Consider the following 20,223-nt stretch of genomic DNA (forward strand, 5'->3'; position numbering starts at 1 on the left):
AATGTTTTTAAATAAAAAACGCCCAATTTTACTTATATGCTCAACTCTCATAGGTAGTTTATTAGTAGGCTGTAGCACAACCAATGAGTCGACCTCAAACAATGTAGCGATTCCAATAAACAGTGAATTGCTACGCAATGGTCAATTTACTCATGGTTACAATGATTGGTGGATTACAGGTGCAGAATTAACCGTAAAAGATGCTGAAGCCTGTATAGACATTAGCACTCCTGGCGATACTCCCTGGGATGTAATTTTAGGACAAGGCGGCTCAGGGCTAATAGAAGGGGCGAGTTACACATTAGAATTTACCGCTCGCGCTAATATAGCAACTCAGTTCAAGGCAGTCATTCAGCATGAGGGCAAACCTTATACCAAATATTTTAGCAAAGATATCTATGTAACTAATAAGTCAGCACCATTTACCTTAACCTTCACTCATCAGGAAAAAAGCGATCCTAAAACAGATTTCCAATTACAATTCGGAGCTCAAAAAGCAGCGACGGTCTGTGTTAGAAACCTATCTCTAAAAAACAATTAACAGGATAAACCTCATTAACCTACTTTACTCCTATGCCACCCTTGCCGGTGGCTTTTTGGTAAGTTGTCACACAACAAAGGATGATAAGACAAAATGGAATTACAAAAAGCGGTTATTTTATTGCAATTGGAAGGTCAAACATTAACTAAAGAAGTCATCAAACAAGCATACAATGCGATAGCTGAACCTGTTCACATTGAAGCTATTGATGCACCAACGGGTGAATTAGTTAAAAAGCATATGGCCACACTTGATAGCCTTAGCCAAGCGCAAACAACTTTATTAGAGAGCATTGATGAGCCTAATACGTTAGATAGTGTTGTTGAACCTTCTCCCACTCCGAGTATTGATATTGATAGCATCAAGGAAGCGATTGTTTCTAGGCAGAGTAATGCTCAAACGCCGATTATCGATATCGCAAAGAAGGACCTTCAAGACCTCACTATTCATTCGGATCCAGATGCAGGGCAAGAATCGCAAGCAAATAAACCAACAGAAATAAATAACGTTAACAATCGCAAAAATAAATTAATACCTATTTTCCTCACTACTGCATTACTGGGTGGTGGAACTGTCGCTTACCAACAGGGCTGGCTGACTAATTTTGTAGGAGACCTTAACCCGGTCGATAAAGAGTTAATTGCAGAACAGCAAATGACGGGCACACAATTATTGGAAGAGATCAAAGTACTGGTTCAGCGTTTAGATAAAGGGCAACGAGATTTATCCGCAGAGCTAGAAATTGCTGAGAGTGCTATTAATCCAGATAATATGAATGATCTTGAAGCGTTACGCTTTACAGTACGACTGACCCAAGCGTACCTAATTGAAAGTAACCTCCTATCAGAGTTAGCAGGTAAAACGGGTCAAGCACAAAATATTTTGAGTAATCAACAATCTAAACCAGAAGAAAATTTACAAGCATTACAATTACTTCATGATGCCAATCAGGCGTATCAAAATATCTGGTTGCAGTTTAATGCTAGCAAGCAATTATACAGCGTTCAACAAGACGCACTACAGGCACAAGAAAAACTAATGCAAACCTTGGAAACCTATCAGCTAACGGCTCCGAGTGAAATAGCAGAAGCTATCCAGTTGATGGAGACGGCAAATGCAACAAAACAGGCTTGGCAATTTAGCCACGCGATAAATTATTATCAGGAAGCAACACCAGCATTTGTTGCATTACTTGCACGGATAAAAAACTTACAAGAAGCAAAATCTAAGGCATTTACTGCTAAAACGCAGGTTCATAAAACGGTTAAAGCATACGATTTAACCTTACCAGAAACACAACAAGCCAATGATTTAATGGAAAAAGCAAGCAGTAGCAGTCATGACGGTGATACCGAGAGTGCAATCTCGACGTACCTACAAGCGGAACAACATTGGAAAAAAATATCAGATGAGCTAACAAAGCAAGTTAACGCGACAAAAGAAGCTAACATTGCATTAGAAGCTAAACGCACATTAGAGGCTAAAAATGCATTAGAAGCCAAACTTGCATTAGAGGCTAAAAAGGCATTAGAAGCTAAACGCGCATTAGAAACTAAAAAAGCATTAGAAGCCAAACTTGCATTAGAAAAAGCAGAAATTGAGAAACAAGCACAGCAAGCAAAAGAGTTAAAACAATACGTTGGCACTTTAGTTTCGATTAAAGGAGGTGATTTTAAAATGGGCTCATACGATGGCGAAAAGAACGAAAGGCCCGTTCATAATGTGAGAGTTAAGTCATTTAAAATGATGGCACATGAGGTAACCTTCCAACAATGGCAGACATGTGTGAACCAAGGCGCCTGCACTTATTTACCTTCTGATAAAGGCTGGGGGAAAGGTACACGTCCAGTTATATCAGTCAGTTTCAATGACATTATTGATCAATATATTCCTTGGTTGAATAAGACAACAGGGGTGGAATTTAGCCTGCCAAGTGAATCACAATGGGAATACGCCGCACGTGCGGGTAGTACAACCCGATACAGTTGGGGAACTGAGGTTGGTGACAACATTGCCAACTGTGACTCTTGTAGTCGCTTAGGGCATCAACGTACTGTGCATGTAAAGAGTTTTGATGCTAACCCATGGGGATTATATGATATGCATGGTAACGTGGCAGAATGGGTACAAGATTGTTGGAGTGAAAACTACAATGGTGCTTGGGGTAACGATGCAGCTCGCTTGGATGGAAATTGTGATCAGGCGGTGTTACGTGGTGGTTCTTGGAATTCTAAAGCAACTAAGTTGCGCTCAGCTTCTCGTGAGCATAGACCAATGAATAATCGAGATACTGGTAATGGCTTCCGTTTAGTTCTAAAGTGAGCTCCTAGTATGCGCTTCCCCCTTTGAGTGGAAGCGCGTTAATTTATTCTATTTTTTATTATTCAATTCTCATTGAACTGAACATTTTAATGTGGGGTAATACCAATCAGGGTAAGTAGCTGCCTATAAAATTGCGCAGGGAAATTCGTTTTTTAAAATGAATTAATCAAAGAAACTAAGGTAAAGGAATAGCTGATGGCAGAATCTAATCAAACAGGTAATACGAGTGGTAAATATGAGCCCGCCAATAACAAAGCCGTTGTTGACATCGCTAATTATCAGAATCCAGAAAATAAAGTAAGTTCCGAAATTTCTGCCTTTGAACAAGTAATGACACAGATGAATATTGCCGATCGGCATGCTTTTGAGATGCAATATGAAAAATATTGGCAACAAGCAGGTGATGATGGAGCACTACTTTCAGTACTAATTTGTGAAATAGACTTTTTCAAAGCTTACAATGACCATTATGGCTATCAAGGTTCAGCTTTTATGCTACTGGTTATTAGCCTTGCACTAAAAAATACTTGTGAGAAATTTGGTTGTTACTTAGCACACTATTACGGAGGTGAGTTTGCCGTCTTAATTAAAGGTGGTGATGTAAACGCAGCCGAGGAAATTGCAGAGTCCCTAAGACTTGCAGTCCTAGAATCTCGAACAGAAAATAATTTTTCGAAAGTCAGTAATGTTGTGACACTTAGTATTGGTACCTCTAGTATTTACCCGACATCAATGAAGGCATTGATCAAGCAGTCAACGAATGCATTGAACCGTGCTAAAAAAACAGGGCATAATCAGGTTTGTAGTAGTGTTGAATTAAAGAATGAAAAAAGTGGCTCTGCAACTACGCCTCTAGCGATTAATGAGCCTGAACAAAGTGACTTTCAGCGTTTAATATCAGAAGTACAAATATGTGATCATCGTGATTTTAATCGTTACTTTGTTAATGTTTGGCAAGAAAGCACACGCGAGAAAGAGTTGTTATCGATGATAATTTGCGAGCTTGATTTCTTTAAAGAATATTCACAACACTACAGTCAGAAAAACAGCGAAGAGATTCTTTTACTCGTTGCTTGTACATTAAAAAGTAAATGCGAAGAGTTTGGCTGCTTTATTGCGCGCCTTGAAGGGCAAAAATTTGTTGCCTTAGTTAAAGGTGGTAATGCGACAAAAGGGTTAAAAATTGCCAAAGCATTACATGATTCTATTCAAGCGCTTACCATAGAGCATGCACACTCTCCTGTTAATGACCGCTTAACCATGAGTTTAGGTTTATCAAGTATATTTCCAAGTGATGACAACACAATGAAATCTTTGATGTCAAAAGTTGATACCGCCTTAAGGGATGCTAAATCTTCAGGGTATGATCAAATCAAAGTAAATTAAGGCTTATTTATAATCCTATTCTTTAGAAAAGGATTAACAATGGTAAGCAGTTACTTGAGGAACAATGAGGTCGTATAAAGTGAGATTGAGAATACGATCTTAAAACTTTCCTAATCGAATGACTATATAGTCTCTTTATGCCATTTTTCTACATTTCTATTGACCATAAAAAAACCTCTAGACACATAAAAATTCATTCTATGATCTAAAGGTTTTTTCGGTCAGGCTAACAGCACATTAAAATAATGTGTGAGTCTTTTTTGCGATAATTAAATTATCACATCATACCGCCCATACCACCCATTCCGCCCATATCTTGCATTGGCGCTGCAGGTGCATCTATTTTAGCATCTGTGATCATACATTCTGTAGTGATCATCAGACCCGCAACAGAAGCTGCGAATTGTAATGCACTACGTGTTACTTTAGTTGGGTCTAAAATACCCATCTCTAACATATCATCGTAAACACCAGTTGCAGCGTTGTAACCGAAGTTACCTTCACCTTGTTGTACAGTATTTGCAACAACAGATGGTTCTTCACCACAGTTAGCCACGATTTGACGTAATGGTGCTTCCATTGCGCGAAGTGCAACACGGATACCTACATTTTGCTCATCGTTGTCGCCTTTAAGATCTTTAAGTAGACCAGCAACACGAACTAATGCAACACCACCACCAGCAACAACACCTTCTTCAACAGCAGCACGTGTTGCATGAAGTGCATCATCAACACGGTCTTTTTTCTCTTTCATCTCAACTTCAGTCGTTGCGCCAACTTTAATGACCGCAACACCACCTGCTAATTTAGCAGAACGTTCCTGTAGCTTCTCTTTATCGTAATCAGAGCTTGAAGCTTCGATTTGTTGTTTGATCTGACCTACACGTGCAGAGATAGTTGCTTCATCACCGATACCGTCAATAATGATTGTTTCATCTTTATTGATAACAACACGTTTAGCTTGACCTAGATCTTCAAGTTGTACTTTTTCAAGGTCTAGACCAATCTCTTCTGAGATAACCGTACCCGCAGTTAAGATAGCAATATCTTGTAACATCGCTTTACGACGGTCACCAAAACCTGGTGCTTTAACAGCAGCAACTTTAACGATACCACGCATGTTATTTACCACTAATGTTGCTAGCGCTTCGCCTTCAACATCTTCAGCAATAATAAGCAGTGGTTTAGACGCTTTAGCAACCGCTTCTAATGTTGGTAATAATTCACGGATGTTACCAATTTTCTTATCTACTAATAAGATAAACGGTGTTTCTAATTCAACAGTACCCGCTTCTTGATTCGTCATGAAGTAAGGAGACAAGTAACCACGGTCAAACTGCATACCTTCAACAACGTCTAATTCGTTCTCAAGACCTTGACCCTCTTCAACAGTGATAACGCCTTCGTTACCTACTTTTTGCATTGCAGAAGCGATGATTTCACCGATTTCTGTGTCAGAGTTTGCAGAGATAGTACCTACTTGTGTGATTGCTTTTGAGTCTGAACACGGTGTAGATAGTTTCTTTAGCTCAGCAACAGCCGCTTTAACTGTTTTATCGATACCACGCTTAAGATCCATTGGGTTCATGCCCGCAGCGACCGCTTTAAGACCTTCAGCAATGATTGCTTGTGCAAGTACTGTTGCTGTTGTTGTTCCGTCACCCGCTGCATCATTGGTTTGCGAAGCAACTTCTTTTACCATTTGTGCGCCCATGTTCTCAAACTTATCTTCAAGTTCGATCTCTTTAGCAACAGTTACACCATCTTTAGTGATGTGCGGCGCACCAAAACTTTTATCGATAACGACGTTACGACCTTTAGGGCCTAATGTTACTTTCACTGCGTCAGCTAATACATTTACGCCAGCTAACATTTTTAGGCGCGAGTCATTTCCAAATTTCACTTCTTTTGCAGACATTTTAATTTCCTTTATTTTTAAACACCACTAAGTGGTTAACGCATATTTAATTGCGAGATTAAAGAGTATTTATTCAACAATCGCTAGGATGTCATTTTCACTTAAAATCAATACTTCTTGGCCATCGATTTTTTCAGTTTTTAGGCCGTAACCTTCACTAAATATAACCGTATCACCGACTTTAACGTCTAATGGACGTACTTCTCCATTATCTAAAATGCGCCCATTACCCACGGCGATAACTTCACCACGTGTTGATTTTGCAGCTGCGCTACCTGTTAATACAATACCACCAGCAGATTTAGTTTCTTGCTCAGTGCGTTTTAAAATAATACGATCGTGTAATGGACGAATAGTCATTGTGATTCCTTAAAAATAATATTCGGGATTTAATTTCTAACTAGATGCTATTTAGATGGGGATTAACAATTGAGAATCAAGAGTAAAAGTTTATTTTAGGCAAAAAAAATCCGCATTTAATAATGCGGATTAGCTATTTCCGAACTCGTTACAGAGCGGATAGTCTTTTTTGTGACATATCAGTAATTATCTTATTAATTTCACTCACAACAATAAGGATACTCTTTTCTGTCTTTTGATGCTGATAAGCAACAACGCGCCCTTCAATAACTCTTAGGCGACCTAAGCCAACAATAAAAATACGGCCATTAAAAAAACCTTTTACAAATTTAGCAATTTGTCTAGGTTGATATTTTTTAAAGCTTCTTAATGTAATTGAACTTTTAATATTCACAGACAATTCCTTTTCTTTCCAATTAAAAATTTTTGAAGCGCCAATATAATGTTACTTTATGACAAAACAGTGAATTCGAAGTGAATTTAAAGTAAATTATCAATGTTGTCTTGAGAATTTACACTTAACGTCGAAATACCCCTTCATTATGTGATGTTAATCAAACAACTATTTTTTATCGTCATCCTTACGTTCAAACTCTCCCTCAATAACATCGCTATCATCAATACTATTTTTGGAAAATCCAGAGTGGTTCTGTGCAAAGCCAGCGCCCATTGTCGCACTTGAAAACTTCACATTTGCTAATATTGTCTTGGCAATCACACCACGAATAGTGGGTTGCAATAATAATAAACCACACAAGTCGGTTACAAACCCAGGAGTAACTAATAACATGCCTGTTAGTATCAGCATGATGCCTTCAACAAGTTGCTGTCCAGGCATTTCACCTTTCGCCATGCGTTTCTGTAATTCAGCAACTAGCTGCAATCCCTGGCTTCTCACTAAAGCAGAACCAATTAAAGCGGTCACAATGACCAATCCAACTGTAGGCAAAGCGCCCAAAACACCACCAACTTTAACGAGAACAAATATCTCGAGTAGTGAAACAGCGGTAAATAGAATAAACAATCGTGCAAACATAGTTGCCCCTAAAATTAAGTACGTTATATCTTATATATGGACAGTTTATGCCATTTCAAGGTGTACGAATAAATAAATTAGTCATTAAAAAAGCTAAAAAGTTCAATTATTTACTTTCCATAATTTTAGAAACAGAAAAACGGGCGTTAATAAAAGTGCAGATAAAAGAAAAAGATCTCCTTGTAATACCTCATAACTAACGCCTGCAATATAGGTAAATACAGCCATTAATAAACCAAGTGCAACACCTGAATAGAGGCTTTGGTAAGCCACCAATTGTGATGACTGTTGCTGGCTGATATAACGAATTGCGGCTAAATGTGTCAGTGCAAAAGTAAGGGCATGCAGTGTTTGTGCTGCGGCTAACAAGTAAATATTATCTGTCATTGCCACGACACACCAACGCACAATTCCACCTAACAGCGATAACAATAGCATCTGTTTTATTGACCATCGCGAAAATAAGCGTTGGTTAAAACGTAACAGTAATACCTCCGCAAAGACAGCAATCGCCCATAACCAAGCAATCACATTGCCAGAAAGACCGATACTATCCCAGTAGATAGTACTAAATGCATAATAAGCGCCATGACTACCCTGTATAGAACCAACGATTAAGAGGAATAAGATAACTTCAGGCTTTTTTAATAACAGTAATAGGGATTGTTTTTTTAGGTTATTTTTTTCGCGGTGATCAACCAAGTGGGGATTAAGATTCGCCAATGACAATAGCCACATGATGAATGCTGCGATGACGATTAAGAAGAGAATGGCCTGTAACCCAAAATCGACGATTAGCCAGCCAACCGTCGTTGAGCCAACGATAAAACTAACCGAACCCCATAAGCGAACACGACCATAATCAAGTGATATTTGCTGTACTAAGCGGCTACCAACAATATCTCCTAAAGGTATCAACGGCCCCATCAAAAAATTAAGCAGCAGTGTTAATGCAGCTAACCAAACATAACCTTTTAAGTAAAGAAGAGAGGCAAAACAAAGTAATGCAATAAATGCCAGGCTTCGTATCAGTTTAAGCGTGCTACTTCCTGTAGAGACTTGTGGTAATAGCGTCAAACTGCTGATAAAACGAAGCACTAAACCAATAGAGAACAGTATGCCCACTTGCTCTGTTGTCACCCCTTTTCCAGTCAGCCAAATGCCCCAGAATGGTAGAAAAATTCCCCAGATAAAATAAAAGTTAATGAAGTAAGTGGTTAACCATGCTTTGGCAGAGACAGTAAACAAGTGAAATCCTTAAAAAAGAGATGTATGAGTTATGACGCTAACTCACTTTGAAAGTAATAACATGATATTTAATAATTATATTAATATATTTAGCCGACACACTTTGCCCCTAATTTTTATAAAAAATTAGATTCCCCCCTCCCGTTAATAGGGAAATTCTATATTACGTATTTGAACACGGGTAGTGATAACGTGATTATAATGACTATTGGAAACAAGCTCACCTGCTAATTTAATTTTTACACTACGCACTGTCGCAGTCGCACTAGAAATGACTGTTTCACTAAAGGTGAGATCACTAATTGTCACGAAGCTAACGTCGGAAATATCTGTCCACCCATTCACTTGAGAACAAACATTATTCGCAACCGATTCAACCCCACTTTTAAACTTAATGACACCTTTATTTAAACTAAAGGCCATTTTATTACTACTCTCAACGGTTTCAGAATGATTATGATTATAGTAATAAACAATACAATTCTTATTATCATTAATATCGATGGTTTTATTATTATTCGCACCAACAAGATAACTCTCCGCTCCCCCACTATAACCAGCACGTCGAATATCAGTTTCCAACATTGCCATTATTGATTGTAAATCCGTACGTAAGCGGGAGTATTGCAAACTAGTAGCGCCCGTTGAAACACCGGTGACATATAAGCCAATCACCATTACCAATAACAAAGCACCAAGCAACAGTGCGATCAGCAGTTCAATTAATGAAAAACCGCCACTGTTTCCAAGATTACGACACGGTTTTCTTGTTAACATTTTTTATAGCCAAGTTGCGCCGAATCTGGTGCACAAAGTCTTAAGCGCATTGCTGATTGAATCACTTTTAACTTATGCCCGTTATTATCTTTTAATGTAACGCTACCCGCATTGACGCTAAAACGCATCGGATTATAAGAAGCTTGTAGCCCCGTAAAAGTGATATCACTTTCTGAAGTGAACACTCGCTGTCCATCACTTAATATTTGATTATACGAAATACCATTCACTGTGCAGCTATTGGCGTTAAAACAATCACAACTGCCATTTTCACTTTGTGCCATCCGCCATTCATTCGATGCCCCAAGTTGACAAAAATGCACATAGACTTTTTTGTTGTATTTTATCGACTGTGATTTTGCTAATACGAGAAAGTGATAAAGCTTATCAGCGCTAGCAACCAACGCTTGTTGTGAAAAGAGGTTATTATAATTGAGGCTTGCTACTGAGATTAAAATCATCAATACCGCTAAACATATGAGTAGCTCTATCAAAGTAAATGCCTTTTGAGTTTGCATTAAATAGCTTTTAACTCCCGCTCGATAGAACCGTACCTTTTTGTGGCATACTCATCTAATAGGGTTGCTTCAATGACATCAATACAGGTTTTAGCGGTTCGTTTTTTACGTGCAAAAGACTCCGTATTAGGCCAACCTTTGGTTAATGATTGCCCCAGATTAAGTGCCAACGCCATATTGTTAGGCATTATTTCATGTGCCTCTAAAAATAGGCTGCTCGAGGCGGGGTATAAACCACTTTGAAACAACTTAATACCCTGTTCGTTAAGTGATAACAGTTTTGAAATTTTATTTTTATTGTCTTGCTGCTGCCTAGAAATGAGTAACAATTCACTCATTACTTCAATACTATTATCATTATCAGGCAGTTTAATAAGCGCTATTATTTGATCGTGTTTTTCGTAGTTCCCAAGTTCAAACCAGGCTTTAGATAAAGATAAAGTAGACTCTTTTCCACAGCTCGTGATGATCGCTACATCACAATCAGTTAAAGACGCTAAAGCACTTTTAAGTCGTTTTTTCATCACCATAATACGGGCGAAAACAATTTTCTCCAGCTCATTAAAATATGCCTTATCGAATCGTTGAGCAGCATTTTTTAAGATCGCTTGAATTTGTGAAAACGTTTTTGCTTGTTGTAACTCACTGCCTATTTGGGCTTTATCTAAAAGACAATGAATATAATTAAAATGATGATTAATATGCTCATGTACAGAAAAACGCGTATTTTCTAATACGGTTTTAAAACAACGCTGTGCAACCAACCAATCTCCCTCTAAAAGTGAAAGGTTAGCTAATGCACGTTGTCGAGGAATATTCTTAGGAGAAAGTTTGACCGACTCCGCGAGCACCTCTTTGGCTTGGGAGTAACATTCTCGCTGCGCATAGATGCTAGACAGCCAGTTCAATGCTTCAATACGCGTTTCTGGTACTTCACACAGATCATTTAAAAGTTCTGCTGATCGGGTGTAATCATGAAGATGATAGTAAGCGACCGCTTTTCCTAGTTTAGCCCATGAAAAATCACGCAGTGTCAATACTCCGTTATAGAGCCCAAGTGCCGCTTGAGCCTGTTGCAAATGTAATAAAACCTCTCCCTTAAGGCGCATAATTGCTAGGCCATACTTTTCACTTACCTTAGCTGCTAGAGCACACTCTGCGAGAGCTTTATGGTAATCTTTTATAGCAAGCGAATCATAAATTTTGCCGAGTACTTTACGTTTTTCAAGGGCACGCACTAATCGGGTTTCCAGCTTTTTGTATGAGAAAGGCTTTAGTAGGTAGTCATCAGGCTGAAGCTCGACTAAACCATGAACAACCTGCAAAGCCGTTTCTGCACTAATCAATATAAAAACGGTACTTGGCTTCATTAAAGAACGCAGCTTTAACTCTTCAAAAAGTTGATAACCATCCTTCCCTTTACCTAAATTAAAGTCGCATAATATAAAGTCATATTTACTTTTTTCACATAGCACCAGCGCTCTTTCACCGTTACTTGCTACAGAAATATCTTTACAACCTAGCATCTGTAACATGCCTTTTACTGCACTGCGGATAGTGTCTATATCATCAATTATTAATACCGATTGACTTGAAAAGAAATTACTGGGTAACGCCATAAGGTTAAACCACACTTATTTAAAGGTTGAATAAAAGCTTAGCTGAATAGATGTTTTTTTGCTAAAAAACATTAATGAAAATTAGATAAGTTACTTAATAAAACTGCAACATTTACGAAGTATTGTTTATTCCCGCAACGCTGCTTTAACTTAATTTATGTGAGGATGGAATATGCAAATGCACAATACTGAAGTACCGATGACTGATGAAGAAGCACTTTTTTTCACTCCTAAGAAAAAACCAATACGTACTCGTAAGTGGCGTGAAATAGAAGAACTCAAGGCGAGACAGCGCTTAACCAGAGAGTTACGCGAGATAGATCAAAGCTTTGATTATTCACTTTCAGATCTTGTTTAACCCCACAAATAAAAAACGCATCGTAATGATGCGTTTTTTATTATGCTCAATAGCAATTACACTTGAAACAATGACTCAATAGAAAGCCCTTGTTCTGACAGTACATCACGTAAACACTTCAATGCTTCAACTTGAATTTGACGCACTCTTTCACGTGTTAAACCGATCTCTTTACCAACGTTTTCAAGCGTTGCGGCTTCATAACCTAATAAACCAAAACGTCTTGCTAGTACTTCACGTTGTTTAGGATTTAAATCCTCCAACCAATCAACAATACGTAACTTCATATCGTTATCCTGTAGCTCATGCTCAGGGGTTGCTTCTTTTCGATCAGGAATAATATCAAGTAACTCTTTATCGGAGTTATTACCGATTGGAATATCAACAGAGCTGATACGTTCATTAAGCTTTAGAATTTTAGATACTTCTTTGGCAGGAACATCTAGCTCCTTGGCAATATCTTCAGCCGTCGGTTCATGAGTTAGCTTGTGGGCAAGTTCACGAGCCGTTCTTAGATATACATTAAGTTTTTTAACAATATGGATAGGAAGACGAATGGTACGAGTTTGGTTCATTATCGCACGTTCAATGGTTTGGCGTATCCACCAAGTAGCATAGGTAGAAAAACGAAAGCCTTTTTCAGGGTCGAACTTTTCAACCGCTCGAATTAAGCCGAGATTCCCCTCTTCAACTAAATCTAATAATGACAATCCTCGGTTATTATAACGACGTGATATTTTAACAACTAAACGTAAGTTACTTTCAATCATACGTTTACGAGCTACTTCATCGCCGCGTAATGAACGTCTGGCATAATAAACTTCTTCTGGAGCAGTCAATAGTGGGGAAAAACCAATCTCTCCTAGGTATAACTGAGTAGCATCCATTATTTTATTATCGACACTGCCGGTATCAGTAATAACTTCATTTTTGGGACTTATTGCTGCGGACTTGACACCCGACACCAACTTTTCTTTATTAGCTTCCGTCATGTTAATACTCCCTTTACTGCACTAATGCTTTACTTAAATAAGGTTTTATACTTTATATGCACGCGCTTTTTATATTTTTTTTACATTTTACACGAAAATAAACCCACAAATACACTAATCGTAAATATTTTTATAGTCTGAGACGGCGACACTTACCTTTTAGGTAAATAACGTAATGGATCGACAGACTTGCCACGGTAGCGAATTTCAAAATGAAGGTGTACATGACCAGTACCACTATCCCCCATCGTTGCTATTTTTTGCCCCTTTTTTATTACCTCGTTTTCACGAACCAGTAGGGTTTCATTGTGTGCGTAAGCACTTAAGTAATCGAAGTTATGCTTGATAATGATTAAATTACCGTATCCCCTTAAACCATTTCCTGCATAAACGACTTGACCAGACGCCGTTGCATATATTGGTGTTGCTCGATCATTCACAATGCTAATGCCTTGCATTCCTGATAGCGAAGCTGAGAATTTTTTCGTTAATTTACCCTTTACAGGCCACTGCCAATCACTCACCTTTTGGTCATTAACCGTGCTTTTTTTACTTACTGTTGATCTTTTGTCAACATTATCAGTAGAGTATGCCTTTGTTTTTTCTTGAGCAATAGCCACAGGCTTATTTTTTTGACAGTTTTGACCTGTGCAGGCAGTGTTAGACGTTTTATTTACATTTTGGGAAGGTAGATCACTTTTATTATTTACTTTTTTTGCAGCGTGAATTTTATTATTCGTTAACTGCAGCGTCTGCCCTACTTTAATAATGTAGGGTGCTTTAAGATTATTGTGCTGAACAAGGGTATTTACATCAAGGCCTGTTTTCCAACCAATACTGTATAACGTATCGCCTTTTTGTACCTTGTAGGTTTTTTTATTCGTGCTTCCCTTTTTGACAGCAGAACGCGAGGTCGTAACATCCGTCGCTTTCGTATGACTATTTGGTTGGGCAGTAAGATCAGAAACAGGCGCGCGATCCACTGAGGATGAGCAAGCGTACAAACCTGAAATAAAAATGAGTAGGAGCGTAAAACGAAGAGACATCAGTGCTTAAGGATAAAATAGAGAAAAACAACAAGCAGCATTCTCGTTTTTCCTGATAATTGGCTATATCTACTCACATTCACCTCCATTTTATCTCCGTCAATAAACATCAAATCAAATACTAAAAGTTGCCATAAGTTCAAAAAAGTTAATACGATTAATCCAAAGGATAGAAATAACCGACTGATTATGCTAGCAATAATAGTTAAATATTCTTACAACATTAATGCGAACCGCTATTATAAGAAAATTATTACATTGTTATAAAAAGAGGAAAAGCTTATCACGCAAAAATTGTTACCAGTAAGTTAGTTTGCTAACCACTCAGATAAGTTCTTAAGCAACTCCGTCGCAGTTAAATCAATTTTTAACGGTGTAATCGACACATAACCCTCTTCAATCGCATGAAAATCCGTCCCCTCTCCCGCATCAGCAATCTCACCGGGAGGACCAATCCAGAAAATATCACGACCACGGGGGTCCGTACTGGTTTCAATCATTTCAGCTTGGTGGCGCTTACCAAGGCGAGTTACCTTAATACCTTTAATTTTATCAAAAGGTAAGTCCGGTACATTAACATTAAGTACTTGATCTTGAGGAAGAGGAGAAACTAATAGTTTCTCTACTAATTGCTTGGCGTAAAGGGCTGCACTTTGATAATGGTTTTTGCCCACTAATGAAACAGCCATCGCAGGTAACCCTAAAAAGCGTCCTTCCATTGCCGCAGCAACAGTGCCAGAATAAAGCACATCATCGCCCATATTCGCGCCTGCATTAATGCCAGAGACCACCATTTTTGGTACTACAGCACAGAGTTCATTTAATGCAAGGTGTACACAATCAGTAGGCGTACCACTAACCGCAGTAAAACCATTTTCTAATTGCTGAATACGCAGTGGATTTTCTAATGTTAAGGCATTACTCGCACCGCTATGATTACGTTCAGGCGCAACCACAGTAACCACGGATATTGTACTCAGAGCTTCATTTAATGCCGCTAACCCCGGCGCATAAACACCATCATCATTACTGACTAACAGGTTGATCATTGAATTAGTTCTCTTAATAGACTCGTTGCGTAACAACCAGAAGGCAGATAAAAATCAATACAAACGGTTTGCTCATCAAGCCAACGCGAAGATAGTTTATCGGCGACTAATAACAATGGACGACGTTGTTGTTTTAATCCGTTTTTAGCTAAACCAGCTTGTAAGTCTTCATAACCCTTTAATTTTTCCTGCTCATAATGTTTAGCATCCTGTTCACTAGTCAGCTCACCAGCCCCCCATAAAGGAGCTGTTAAGCAGATTTCACGTGATGCTAAACGATCTAAAGTCGAGGCTTCAAGATCAGGCAACGGAAAGAAAGATCGATTACTCACAAACTGCACACAATCACCCAGCATCGGGTTGAGGTAAAGTTCATCGGAAATTCTGGCAGACACGACTTGGTTAAACAGGTAACTTCTTGCTGCACTGAGGTACATACCACGCTTAAAACGATCTTTTATTTTTCGACCAGTAAACATCGTTTGCGCAGCACTGACATTATGCCCTCCATGACCAAAGCGTTGCTCACCAAAATAGTTAGGCACACCCTTTTTAACTTTTAGTAACGCTTCTTCTACAGCTTGTTTATCAGTAATATCACGTAGCGTGATAGAGAAATAGTTGCCCGCCAAGGCACCAGTTTTAATTTTTTTATTGTGGCGAATCACTTTATGGATCGTTACCCCTGGCGATTCAAACAAACTGAAATCGGGTGTTATTTTTCCCGGAATCTGTAACGAAAACCATTGCCACGTATCACCCTGTCTATCTTTAAGACCCGCATAGCTCACATCACGCGCTTGAATACCGGCAAATTTTGCTAGCTGACGTGCTAAATATTGGGTGTTTTCACCAATTTTTTGAACCCATAAACAAACGTGCTCACCTTCACCCGTTAATTCAAAACCAAGATCTTCCTGCACGATAAAGTCTTCACAGCGTTGCTTGTAAACGCCTTTACTTGTAGGTTTACCGTATAAAAAATTAAAATCTAACGGGAAAGCTTGTTTTGGTTGTGCATCACCTTCAGGTAACGCGGGTGCTTGTTGTTCTATTTCGCTCATTTAGGACTCTTTTTTAATAACTATTTTTTTAATCAGTATTTTTTAACAATAATACAACAGCATGGGTTGAGATGCCTTCACAACGCCCCACAAAACCTAACTTTTCAGTGGTGGTCGCTTTGACATTCACATTGCCAATATCACTATCTAAAAGTGAAGCTATCTCGCTACGCATTGCTTGAATATGAGGAGCCATTTTAGGGGCTTGCGCGGCGATGGTTACGTCTAGGTTACCAAGGTGATATCCCCTCTCTGACGCTTGCTGAAATACTTCTTTTAATAATTGACGACTATCAATACCCGCATATTTAGGATCGTTATCAGGAAAGTGATGACCAATATCCCCTAAGGCTAACGCGCCTAACAATGCATCACAAATAGCATGTAATGCGACATCCCCATCTGAATGTGCGATTAATCCTTGCGTATAGGGAATCTTAACTCCACCAATGGTGATAGGTCCTTGACCACCAAATTTATGTACATCAAAACCATGACCAATACGGATCATCTTATTTCTCCTTGGGAAAGATAAAAAGCAGCAAGCTTGAGATCCTCTTCGCGGGTTACTTTTAAATTATCAGAACGCCCCTCAACGATGTTTACAGGCAAGCCAGACATCTCTAATGCAGAGGCTTCATCGGTAACTTTTTCAGGCTGTTTGTTTTCTTTGATGGCATTCATCAGGGACTGATTAATAAACATTTGCGGCGTTAATGCATGCCAGAGATTATCACGCTCAACCGTATTCAGGATGCTATTGCTAGCATCACTTCGTTTCATCGTATCACGGACTTTACTGGCTAAAATTGCCCCCTGCTGATGCGCTTTTACGTTATGGATCAACTTATTTATATCGCCTGATGTAATACAAGGTCTTGCTGCATCATGCACTAAGACATAATCATCACTATCAATTTTATTTAATGCCGCTAATACCGAGTCAACGCGCTCTGCGCCACCAACAACAGTCTCTATCTTGGGGTGTTTAGCAACAGGGAGAGAAGCAAACCACTGATCATTTTCTGCCAATGAGACAATGACACGCTTAATTTCAGGGAGGTCAAGAAAAGGCGCTAAACTATGCTCGATAATCGTTTTATTCAGTATCGATAAATACTGTTTGGGAATTGTTGCACCGACACGTTTGCCGATACCAGCTGCGGGAATGACCGCTACTAACTGCCTATTAACCATTATATTATTCACTTTTAAGCGGAGTGACAGAAGACCGTTATTACACGCTTTTATTACGGCTACTTAGGTATGATACGGAAGAATGTTTCTCCCTGTTTGACTAACCCGAGCTCATTGCGCGCACGCTCTTCAATCGCATCAGACCCCAATTTCAAATCATAAATTTCAGAAAACATCATTTGATTACGTAGTTGCAACTCTGCATTACTCTCATTTGCTAATGCAACTTCTTGCAATAATTGGTGATGATCTTGCCATCCATTTTTCCCCCACCACAGGTGATATTGCTCAAGGGCAAACACAAACAGTACAAGAACAAAAAAGAAACGCATCGAAAATCACCTTTAAAAAAGTTGTAGTTGATTATCTTACATTGAAACTAGTCAAAAGATAAAAAATTTATTCATTTTAGCGTTACCACTTAAAGTCAGTAAAATAAGTGGCAACGGAATTGATTAAGCTTTTTTCCAAAAAAGTAGTTTATCTTCTAATTCAGGAAAACGTGGGTGAATAAATAACTTATAACCGGTAATACCAGCAACAATTATCTTAATAACTACCATCTGCTCAATTCCTAATAGGTAATAAGCATAACCGCCAACAAATGCAGATAAAAGCATGAAAGATTGGAATATACGAATTTTTTTAACGCTGAGAGCGGTCAAAATAATCACAAAATCAACCCAAGTGAGCAATAAACCTAGTGAAGGGTCTGCCAAATAAGAATTAACAGCGAAATAGAGGAAATACAATAAACCTGCAATCATCAACGCAAGAGATAGATTAATTATTTTTTTAGGCATATTAGTGAAATCACAAAGGTATCGATAAAGCGTAACGCTGCCCACAACCAAGTTGAGCAGTACTTTTGGTAATACACCAATCATAAAGCCCCATATCACATCATTCGCTACCGATAGAAACGACGCTAAGCGCATATGTTTCATACCATTAAAAACAAGCAGGAAAATATAAAATCCAACACTGGTCCAGCCTAATACTTCAATTACCAAGTCCATCACTTAAATCCTAAAAACAAAAAGCGCATAATACTACAAATCACCTTAAAATATGAGCATAAAAACCGCTCTACTGAAGATATAATCGGCTGCTAAATTAAAGGCAAAAAAAAACGCTCAATGAGCGTTTTTTTATCATGCTATAGGAAACTAATTATTCCCATTCGATAGTTGCAGGCGGCTTGCCAGATACATCGTAAACAACACGTGAGATACCGTCTATTTCATTAATAATACGATTTGAAACATGACCGATTAAATCGTACGGTAAGTGTGACCAACGCGCCGTCATAAAGTCGATAGTTTCAACACAACGAAGTGAAACAACCCAATCGTACTTACGACAATCGCCCATAACGCCAACAGAGCGTACTGGTAGGAATACGACAAATGCTTGGCTTACTTTATGGTAAAGATCAGCTTTGTGTAACTCTTCGATGAAGATAGCATCTGCACGACGTAATAGGTCACAGTACTCTTTTTTCACTTCACCAAGAACACGTACACCTAAACCAGGTCCAGGGAATGGATGGCGGTATAACATGTCGTACGGTAAACCTAGCTCTAAACCAATTTTACGTACTTCATCTTTAAATAGTTCGCGTAATGGCTCAACTAAACCCATTTCCATATCATCTGGTAATCCGCCAACATTATGGTGAGATTTGATAACATGTGCTTTACCGTTTTTAGAAGCAGCAGACTCGATAACATCTGGGTAAATCGTACCCTGTGCTAACCATTTCGCATTTTTTAGTTTTTTCGATTCTTCATCAAAAATTTCAACAAATACACGGCCGATAATTTTACGTTTCGCTTCAGGCTCACTTTCGCCAGCCATTTGCTCAAGGAAACGATGCTCAGCATTTACGTGGATGATGTTTAATCCAAAGCGATCACCAAACATATCCATTACTTGCTGACCTTCGTTTAAACGAAGTAAACCATTATCAACAAATACACAGGTCAGTTTGTCGCCAATAGCACGTTGTAATAACATCGCAACAACAGATGAGTCAACACCACCAGAAAGGCCTAGGATAACTTCGTCATCACCAATCTGTTCTTTCATACGTGCAACAGCATCTTCGATGATAGAGTTTGACGTCCAAAGTCCATCACAACCACAGATATCTTTAACAAAGTGAGAAAGCATACGCTCACCTTGACGAGTATGTGTTACTTCTGGGTGGAACTGTACGCCGTAAAAACGTTTTTCTTCATTGGCCATCGCTGCAAATTGACAGGTTGCTGTGTTAGCAACTGTTACAAAACCTTCAGGAATAGCCGACACTTTATCACCGTGGCTCATCCAAACGTCTAACAGTGCTTTACCGTCAGCAGAAACTGCGTCTTCAATTGATTTAAACAGTTCAGAAGGTGTTTGCATTTCGATTTGAGCATAACCAAACTCGCCCTCGCCTTCACCTTTTATCACTTCGCCGCCAAGCTGTTTCGACATGGTTTGCATGCCGTAACAGATACCTAATACAGGTACGCCTGCATTAAATACATACTCAGGAGCACGCGGAGAACCTTCAGCGGTTACGCTTTCAGGGCCACCAGCTAATACGATACCATTTGGGTTAAACTCTTTAATGTCTTCTTCAGAAACATCCCAGCTCCAAAGCTCACAGTACACCCCGATTTCACGGATACGACGCGCGATAAGTTGAGTATATTGCGAACCAAAATCTAAGATTAAGATACGTTGTTCATGGATATTCGTAGTCATTTTTATTCCTTTTGTGTAAATACTTGAGGCAGCTATTA

The 20,223-nt window shown here is 38.8% G+C and carries 21 protein-coding genes; 4 read left to right on the forward strand and 17 right to left on the reverse strand.

Annotated elements, in window-relative coordinates:
• Position 1: 1 nt before the first annotated feature.
• The 3 genes from QQK09_RS16720 to QQK09_RS16730 all read left to right on the forward strand — a co-directional run bounded on the left by QQK09_RS16720 (position 2) and on the right by QQK09_RS16730 (position 4,249).
• Positions 2-541: a carbohydrate binding domain-containing protein gene (locus QQK09_RS16720; protein WP_284205309.1), complete on the forward strand. Its 540-nt coding sequence runs from the start codon at positions 2-4 to the stop codon at positions 539-541.
• A gap of 93 nt (positions 542-634) precedes the next feature.
• Positions 635-2,863 (forward strand): SUMF1/EgtB/PvdO family nonheme iron enzyme, encoded by a 2,229-nt coding sequence (locus tag QQK09_RS16725; protein WP_284205310.1) that lies wholly within the window; start codon positions 635-637, stop codon positions 2,861-2,863.
• 195 nt (positions 2,864-3,058) lie between these two features.
• The gene (locus tag QQK09_RS16730; protein WP_284205311.1) at positions 3,059-4,249 is read left to right on the forward strand and encodes a diguanylate cyclase domain-containing protein; all 1,191 of its coding nucleotides are present in this window, start codon (positions 3,059-3,061) and stop codon (positions 4,247-4,249) included.
• 277 nt (positions 4,250-4,526) lie between these two features.
• Here the strand turns inward: QQK09_RS16730 and groL are convergent, their stop codons facing one another.
• From groL to QQK09_RS16770, 8 genes are all read right to left on the reverse strand, one after another.
• Complete coding sequence (groL, locus tag QQK09_RS16735; protein ID WP_284205312.1) at positions 4,527-6,167, reverse strand: chaperonin GroEL; 1,641 nt, start codon at positions 6,165-6,167, stop codon at positions 4,527-4,529.
• A gap of 69 nt (positions 6,168-6,236) precedes the next feature.
• Entirely contained in the window at positions 6,237-6,527 is a 291-nt protein-coding gene (locus QQK09_RS16740; protein WP_284205313.1) for a co-chaperone GroES, read from the reverse strand.
• A gap of 148 nt (positions 6,528-6,675) precedes the next feature.
• Entirely contained in the window at positions 6,676-6,921 is a 246-nt protein-coding gene (locus tag QQK09_RS16745; RefSeq protein ID WP_284205314.1) for a DUF1107 family protein, read from the reverse strand.
• A gap of 168 nt (positions 6,922-7,089) precedes the next feature.
• Positions 7,090-7,563 carry an FxsA family protein gene (locus tag QQK09_RS16750; RefSeq protein WP_284205316.1) on the reverse strand — a complete coding sequence of 158 codons (474 nt, stop codon included), beginning with the start codon at positions 7,561-7,563 and terminating at the stop codon, positions 7,090-7,092.
• 102 nt (positions 7,564-7,665) lie between these two features.
• Complete coding sequence (locus QQK09_RS16755; RefSeq protein ID WP_284205317.1) at positions 7,666-8,811, reverse strand: 3-phenylpropionate MFS transporter; 1,146 nt, start codon at positions 8,809-8,811, stop codon at positions 7,666-7,668.
• A gap of 144 nt (positions 8,812-8,955) precedes the next feature.
• Positions 8,956-9,588, reverse strand: a complete 633-nt coding sequence (locus tag QQK09_RS16760) for a prepilin-type N-terminal cleavage/methylation domain-containing protein (RefSeq protein WP_284205318.1) — start codon at positions 9,586-9,588, stop codon at positions 8,956-8,958.
• Positions 9,582-10,106, reverse strand: coding sequence for a GspH/FimT family pseudopilin (locus QQK09_RS16765; protein WP_284205319.1), 525 nt, complete (start codon positions 10,104-10,106; stop codon positions 9,582-9,584). The genes QQK09_RS16760 and QQK09_RS16765 overlap by 7 nt, the downstream gene beginning before the upstream one ends.
• Complete coding sequence (locus tag QQK09_RS16770) at positions 10,106-11,725, reverse strand: tetratricopeptide repeat-containing response regulator (protein ID WP_284205320.1); 1,620 nt, start codon at positions 11,723-11,725, stop codon at positions 10,106-10,108. The genes QQK09_RS16765 and QQK09_RS16770 overlap by 1 nt, the downstream gene beginning before the upstream one ends.
• 178 nt (positions 11,726-11,903) lie before the next feature.
• Between QQK09_RS16770 and QQK09_RS16775 the strand changes: the two genes are divergently transcribed.
• Positions 11,904-12,083, forward strand: a complete 180-nt coding sequence (locus tag QQK09_RS16775; RefSeq protein WP_284205321.1) for a DUF3545 family protein — start codon at positions 11,904-11,906, stop codon at positions 12,081-12,083.
• A 56-nt stretch (positions 12,084-12,139) separates the two neighbouring features.
• On the opposite strand, the gene rpoS is transcribed toward QQK09_RS16775, so the two are convergent.
• From rpoS to guaA, 9 genes are all read right to left on the reverse strand, one after another.
• Positions 12,140-13,075 (reverse strand): RNA polymerase sigma factor RpoS, encoded by a 936-nt coding sequence (rpoS, locus tag QQK09_RS16780; protein WP_284205322.1) that lies wholly within the window; start codon positions 13,073-13,075, stop codon positions 12,140-12,142.
• Positions 13,076-13,227: 152 nt separating this feature from the next.
• Positions 13,228-14,121, reverse strand: a complete 894-nt coding sequence (locus QQK09_RS16785; protein ID WP_284205323.1) for a peptidoglycan DD-metalloendopeptidase family protein — start codon at positions 14,119-14,121, stop codon at positions 13,228-13,230.
• Between the two features lie 308 nt (positions 14,122-14,429).
• Positions 14,430-15,170, reverse strand: coding sequence for a 5'/3'-nucleotidase SurE (surE, locus tag QQK09_RS16790; RefSeq protein ID WP_284205324.1), 741 nt, complete (start codon positions 15,168-15,170; stop codon positions 14,430-14,432).
• A complete protein-coding gene (truD, locus tag QQK09_RS16795; protein WP_284205325.1) occupies positions 15,167-16,234 on the reverse strand; it encodes a tRNA pseudouridine(13) synthase TruD in 1,068 nt (355 codons plus the stop codon). Before truD ends, surE begins: the two co-directional genes overlap by 4 nt.
• A gap of 28 nt (positions 16,235-16,262) precedes the next feature.
• Complete coding sequence (gene ispF, locus QQK09_RS16800; protein ID WP_284205326.1) at positions 16,263-16,745, reverse strand: 2-C-methyl-D-erythritol 2,4-cyclodiphosphate synthase; 483 nt, start codon at positions 16,743-16,745, stop codon at positions 16,263-16,265.
• Positions 16,742-17,431 (reverse strand): 2-C-methyl-D-erythritol 4-phosphate cytidylyltransferase, encoded by a 690-nt coding sequence (gene ispD / locus QQK09_RS16805; RefSeq protein WP_284205327.1) that lies wholly within the window; start codon positions 17,429-17,431, stop codon positions 16,742-16,744. The genes ispF and ispD overlap by 4 nt, the downstream gene beginning before the upstream one ends.
• A gap of 59 nt (positions 17,432-17,490) precedes the next feature.
• Positions 17,491-17,763, reverse strand: coding sequence for a cell division protein FtsB (gene ftsB, locus QQK09_RS16810; RefSeq protein WP_284205328.1), 273 nt, complete (start codon positions 17,761-17,763; stop codon positions 17,491-17,493).
• A gap of 123 nt (positions 17,764-17,886) precedes the next feature.
• Positions 17,887-18,450, reverse strand: coding sequence for a phosphopyruvate hydratase (locus QQK09_RS16815; protein WP_284205329.1), 564 nt, complete (start codon positions 18,448-18,450; stop codon positions 17,887-17,889).
• A 154-nt stretch (positions 18,451-18,604) separates the two neighbouring features.
• Positions 18,605-20,185, reverse strand: coding sequence for a glutamine-hydrolyzing GMP synthase (gene guaA / locus QQK09_RS16820; RefSeq protein ID WP_284205330.1), 1,581 nt, complete (start codon positions 20,183-20,185; stop codon positions 18,605-18,607).
• Positions 20,186-20,223: the final 38 nt, after the last annotated feature.

This window comes from Psychromonas marina (assembly GCF_030161115.1).
Taxonomy (GTDB): Bacteria; Pseudomonadota; Gammaproteobacteria; order Enterobacterales; family Psychromonadaceae; genus Psychromonas; species Psychromonas marina.

Coding starts and splice junctions, on each gene's coding strand:
- QQK09_RS16725 (WP_284205310.1), top strand. CDS start 635: ATGGAATTACAAAAAGCGGTTATTTTATTGCAATTGGAAGGTCAAACA.
- rpoS (WP_284205322.1), bottom strand. CDS start 13,075: ATGACGGAAGCTAATAAAGAAAAGTTGGTGTCGGGTGTCAAGTCCGCA.
- QQK09_RS16740 (WP_284205313.1), bottom strand. CDS start 6,527: ATGACTATTCGTCCATTACACGATCGTATTATTTTAAAACGCACTGAG.
- QQK09_RS16720 (WP_284205309.1), top strand. CDS start 2: ATGTTTTTAAATAAAAAACGCCCAATTTTACTTATATGCTCAACTCTC.
- surE (WP_284205324.1), bottom strand. CDS start 15,170: ATGATCAACCTGTTAGTCAGTAATGATGATGGTGTTTATGCGCCGGGG.
- QQK09_RS16730 (WP_284205311.1), top strand. CDS start 3,059: ATGGCAGAATCTAATCAAACAGGTAATACGAGTGGTAAATATGAGCCC.
- QQK09_RS16785 (WP_284205323.1), bottom strand. CDS start 14,121: ATGTCTCTTCGTTTTACGCTCCTACTCATTTTTATTTCAGGTTTGTAC.
- ispD (WP_284205327.1), bottom strand. CDS start 17,431: ATGGTTAATAGGCAGTTAGTAGCGGTCATTCCCGCAGCTGGTATCGGC.
- QQK09_RS16770 (WP_284205320.1), bottom strand. CDS start 11,725: ATGGCGTTACCCAGTAATTTCTTTTCAAGTCAATCGGTATTAATAATT.
- QQK09_RS16760 (WP_284205318.1), bottom strand. CDS start 9,588: ATGTTAACAAGAAAACCGTGTCGTAATCTTGGAAACAGTGGCGGTTTT.
- ftsB (WP_284205328.1), bottom strand. CDS start 17,763: ATGCGTTTCTTTTTTGTTCTTGTACTGTTTGTGTTTGCCCTTGAGCAA.
- ispF (WP_284205326.1), bottom strand. CDS start 16,745: ATGATCCGTATTGGTCATGGTTTTGATGTACATAAATTTGGTGGTCAA.
- guaA (WP_284205330.1), bottom strand. CDS start 20,185: ATGACTACGAATATCCATGAACAACGTATCTTAATCTTAGATTTTGGT.
- groL (WP_284205312.1), bottom strand. CDS start 6,167: ATGTCTGCAAAAGAAGTGAAATTTGGAAATGACTCGCGCCTAAAAATG.
- QQK09_RS16750 (WP_284205316.1), bottom strand. CDS start 7,563: ATGTTTGCACGATTGTTTATTCTATTTACCGCTGTTTCACTACTCGAG.
- QQK09_RS16815 (WP_284205329.1), bottom strand. CDS start 18,450: ATGGACTTGGTAATTGAAGTATTAGGCTGGACCAGTGTTGGATTTTAT.
- QQK09_RS16765 (WP_284205319.1), bottom strand. CDS start 10,106: ATGCAAACTCAAAAGGCATTTACTTTGATAGAGCTACTCATATGTTTA.
- QQK09_RS16775 (WP_284205321.1), top strand. CDS start 11,904: ATGCACAATACTGAAGTACCGATGACTGATGAAGAAGCACTTTTTTTC.
- truD (WP_284205325.1), bottom strand. CDS start 16,234: ATGAGCGAAATAGAACAACAAGCACCCGCGTTACCTGAAGGTGATGCA.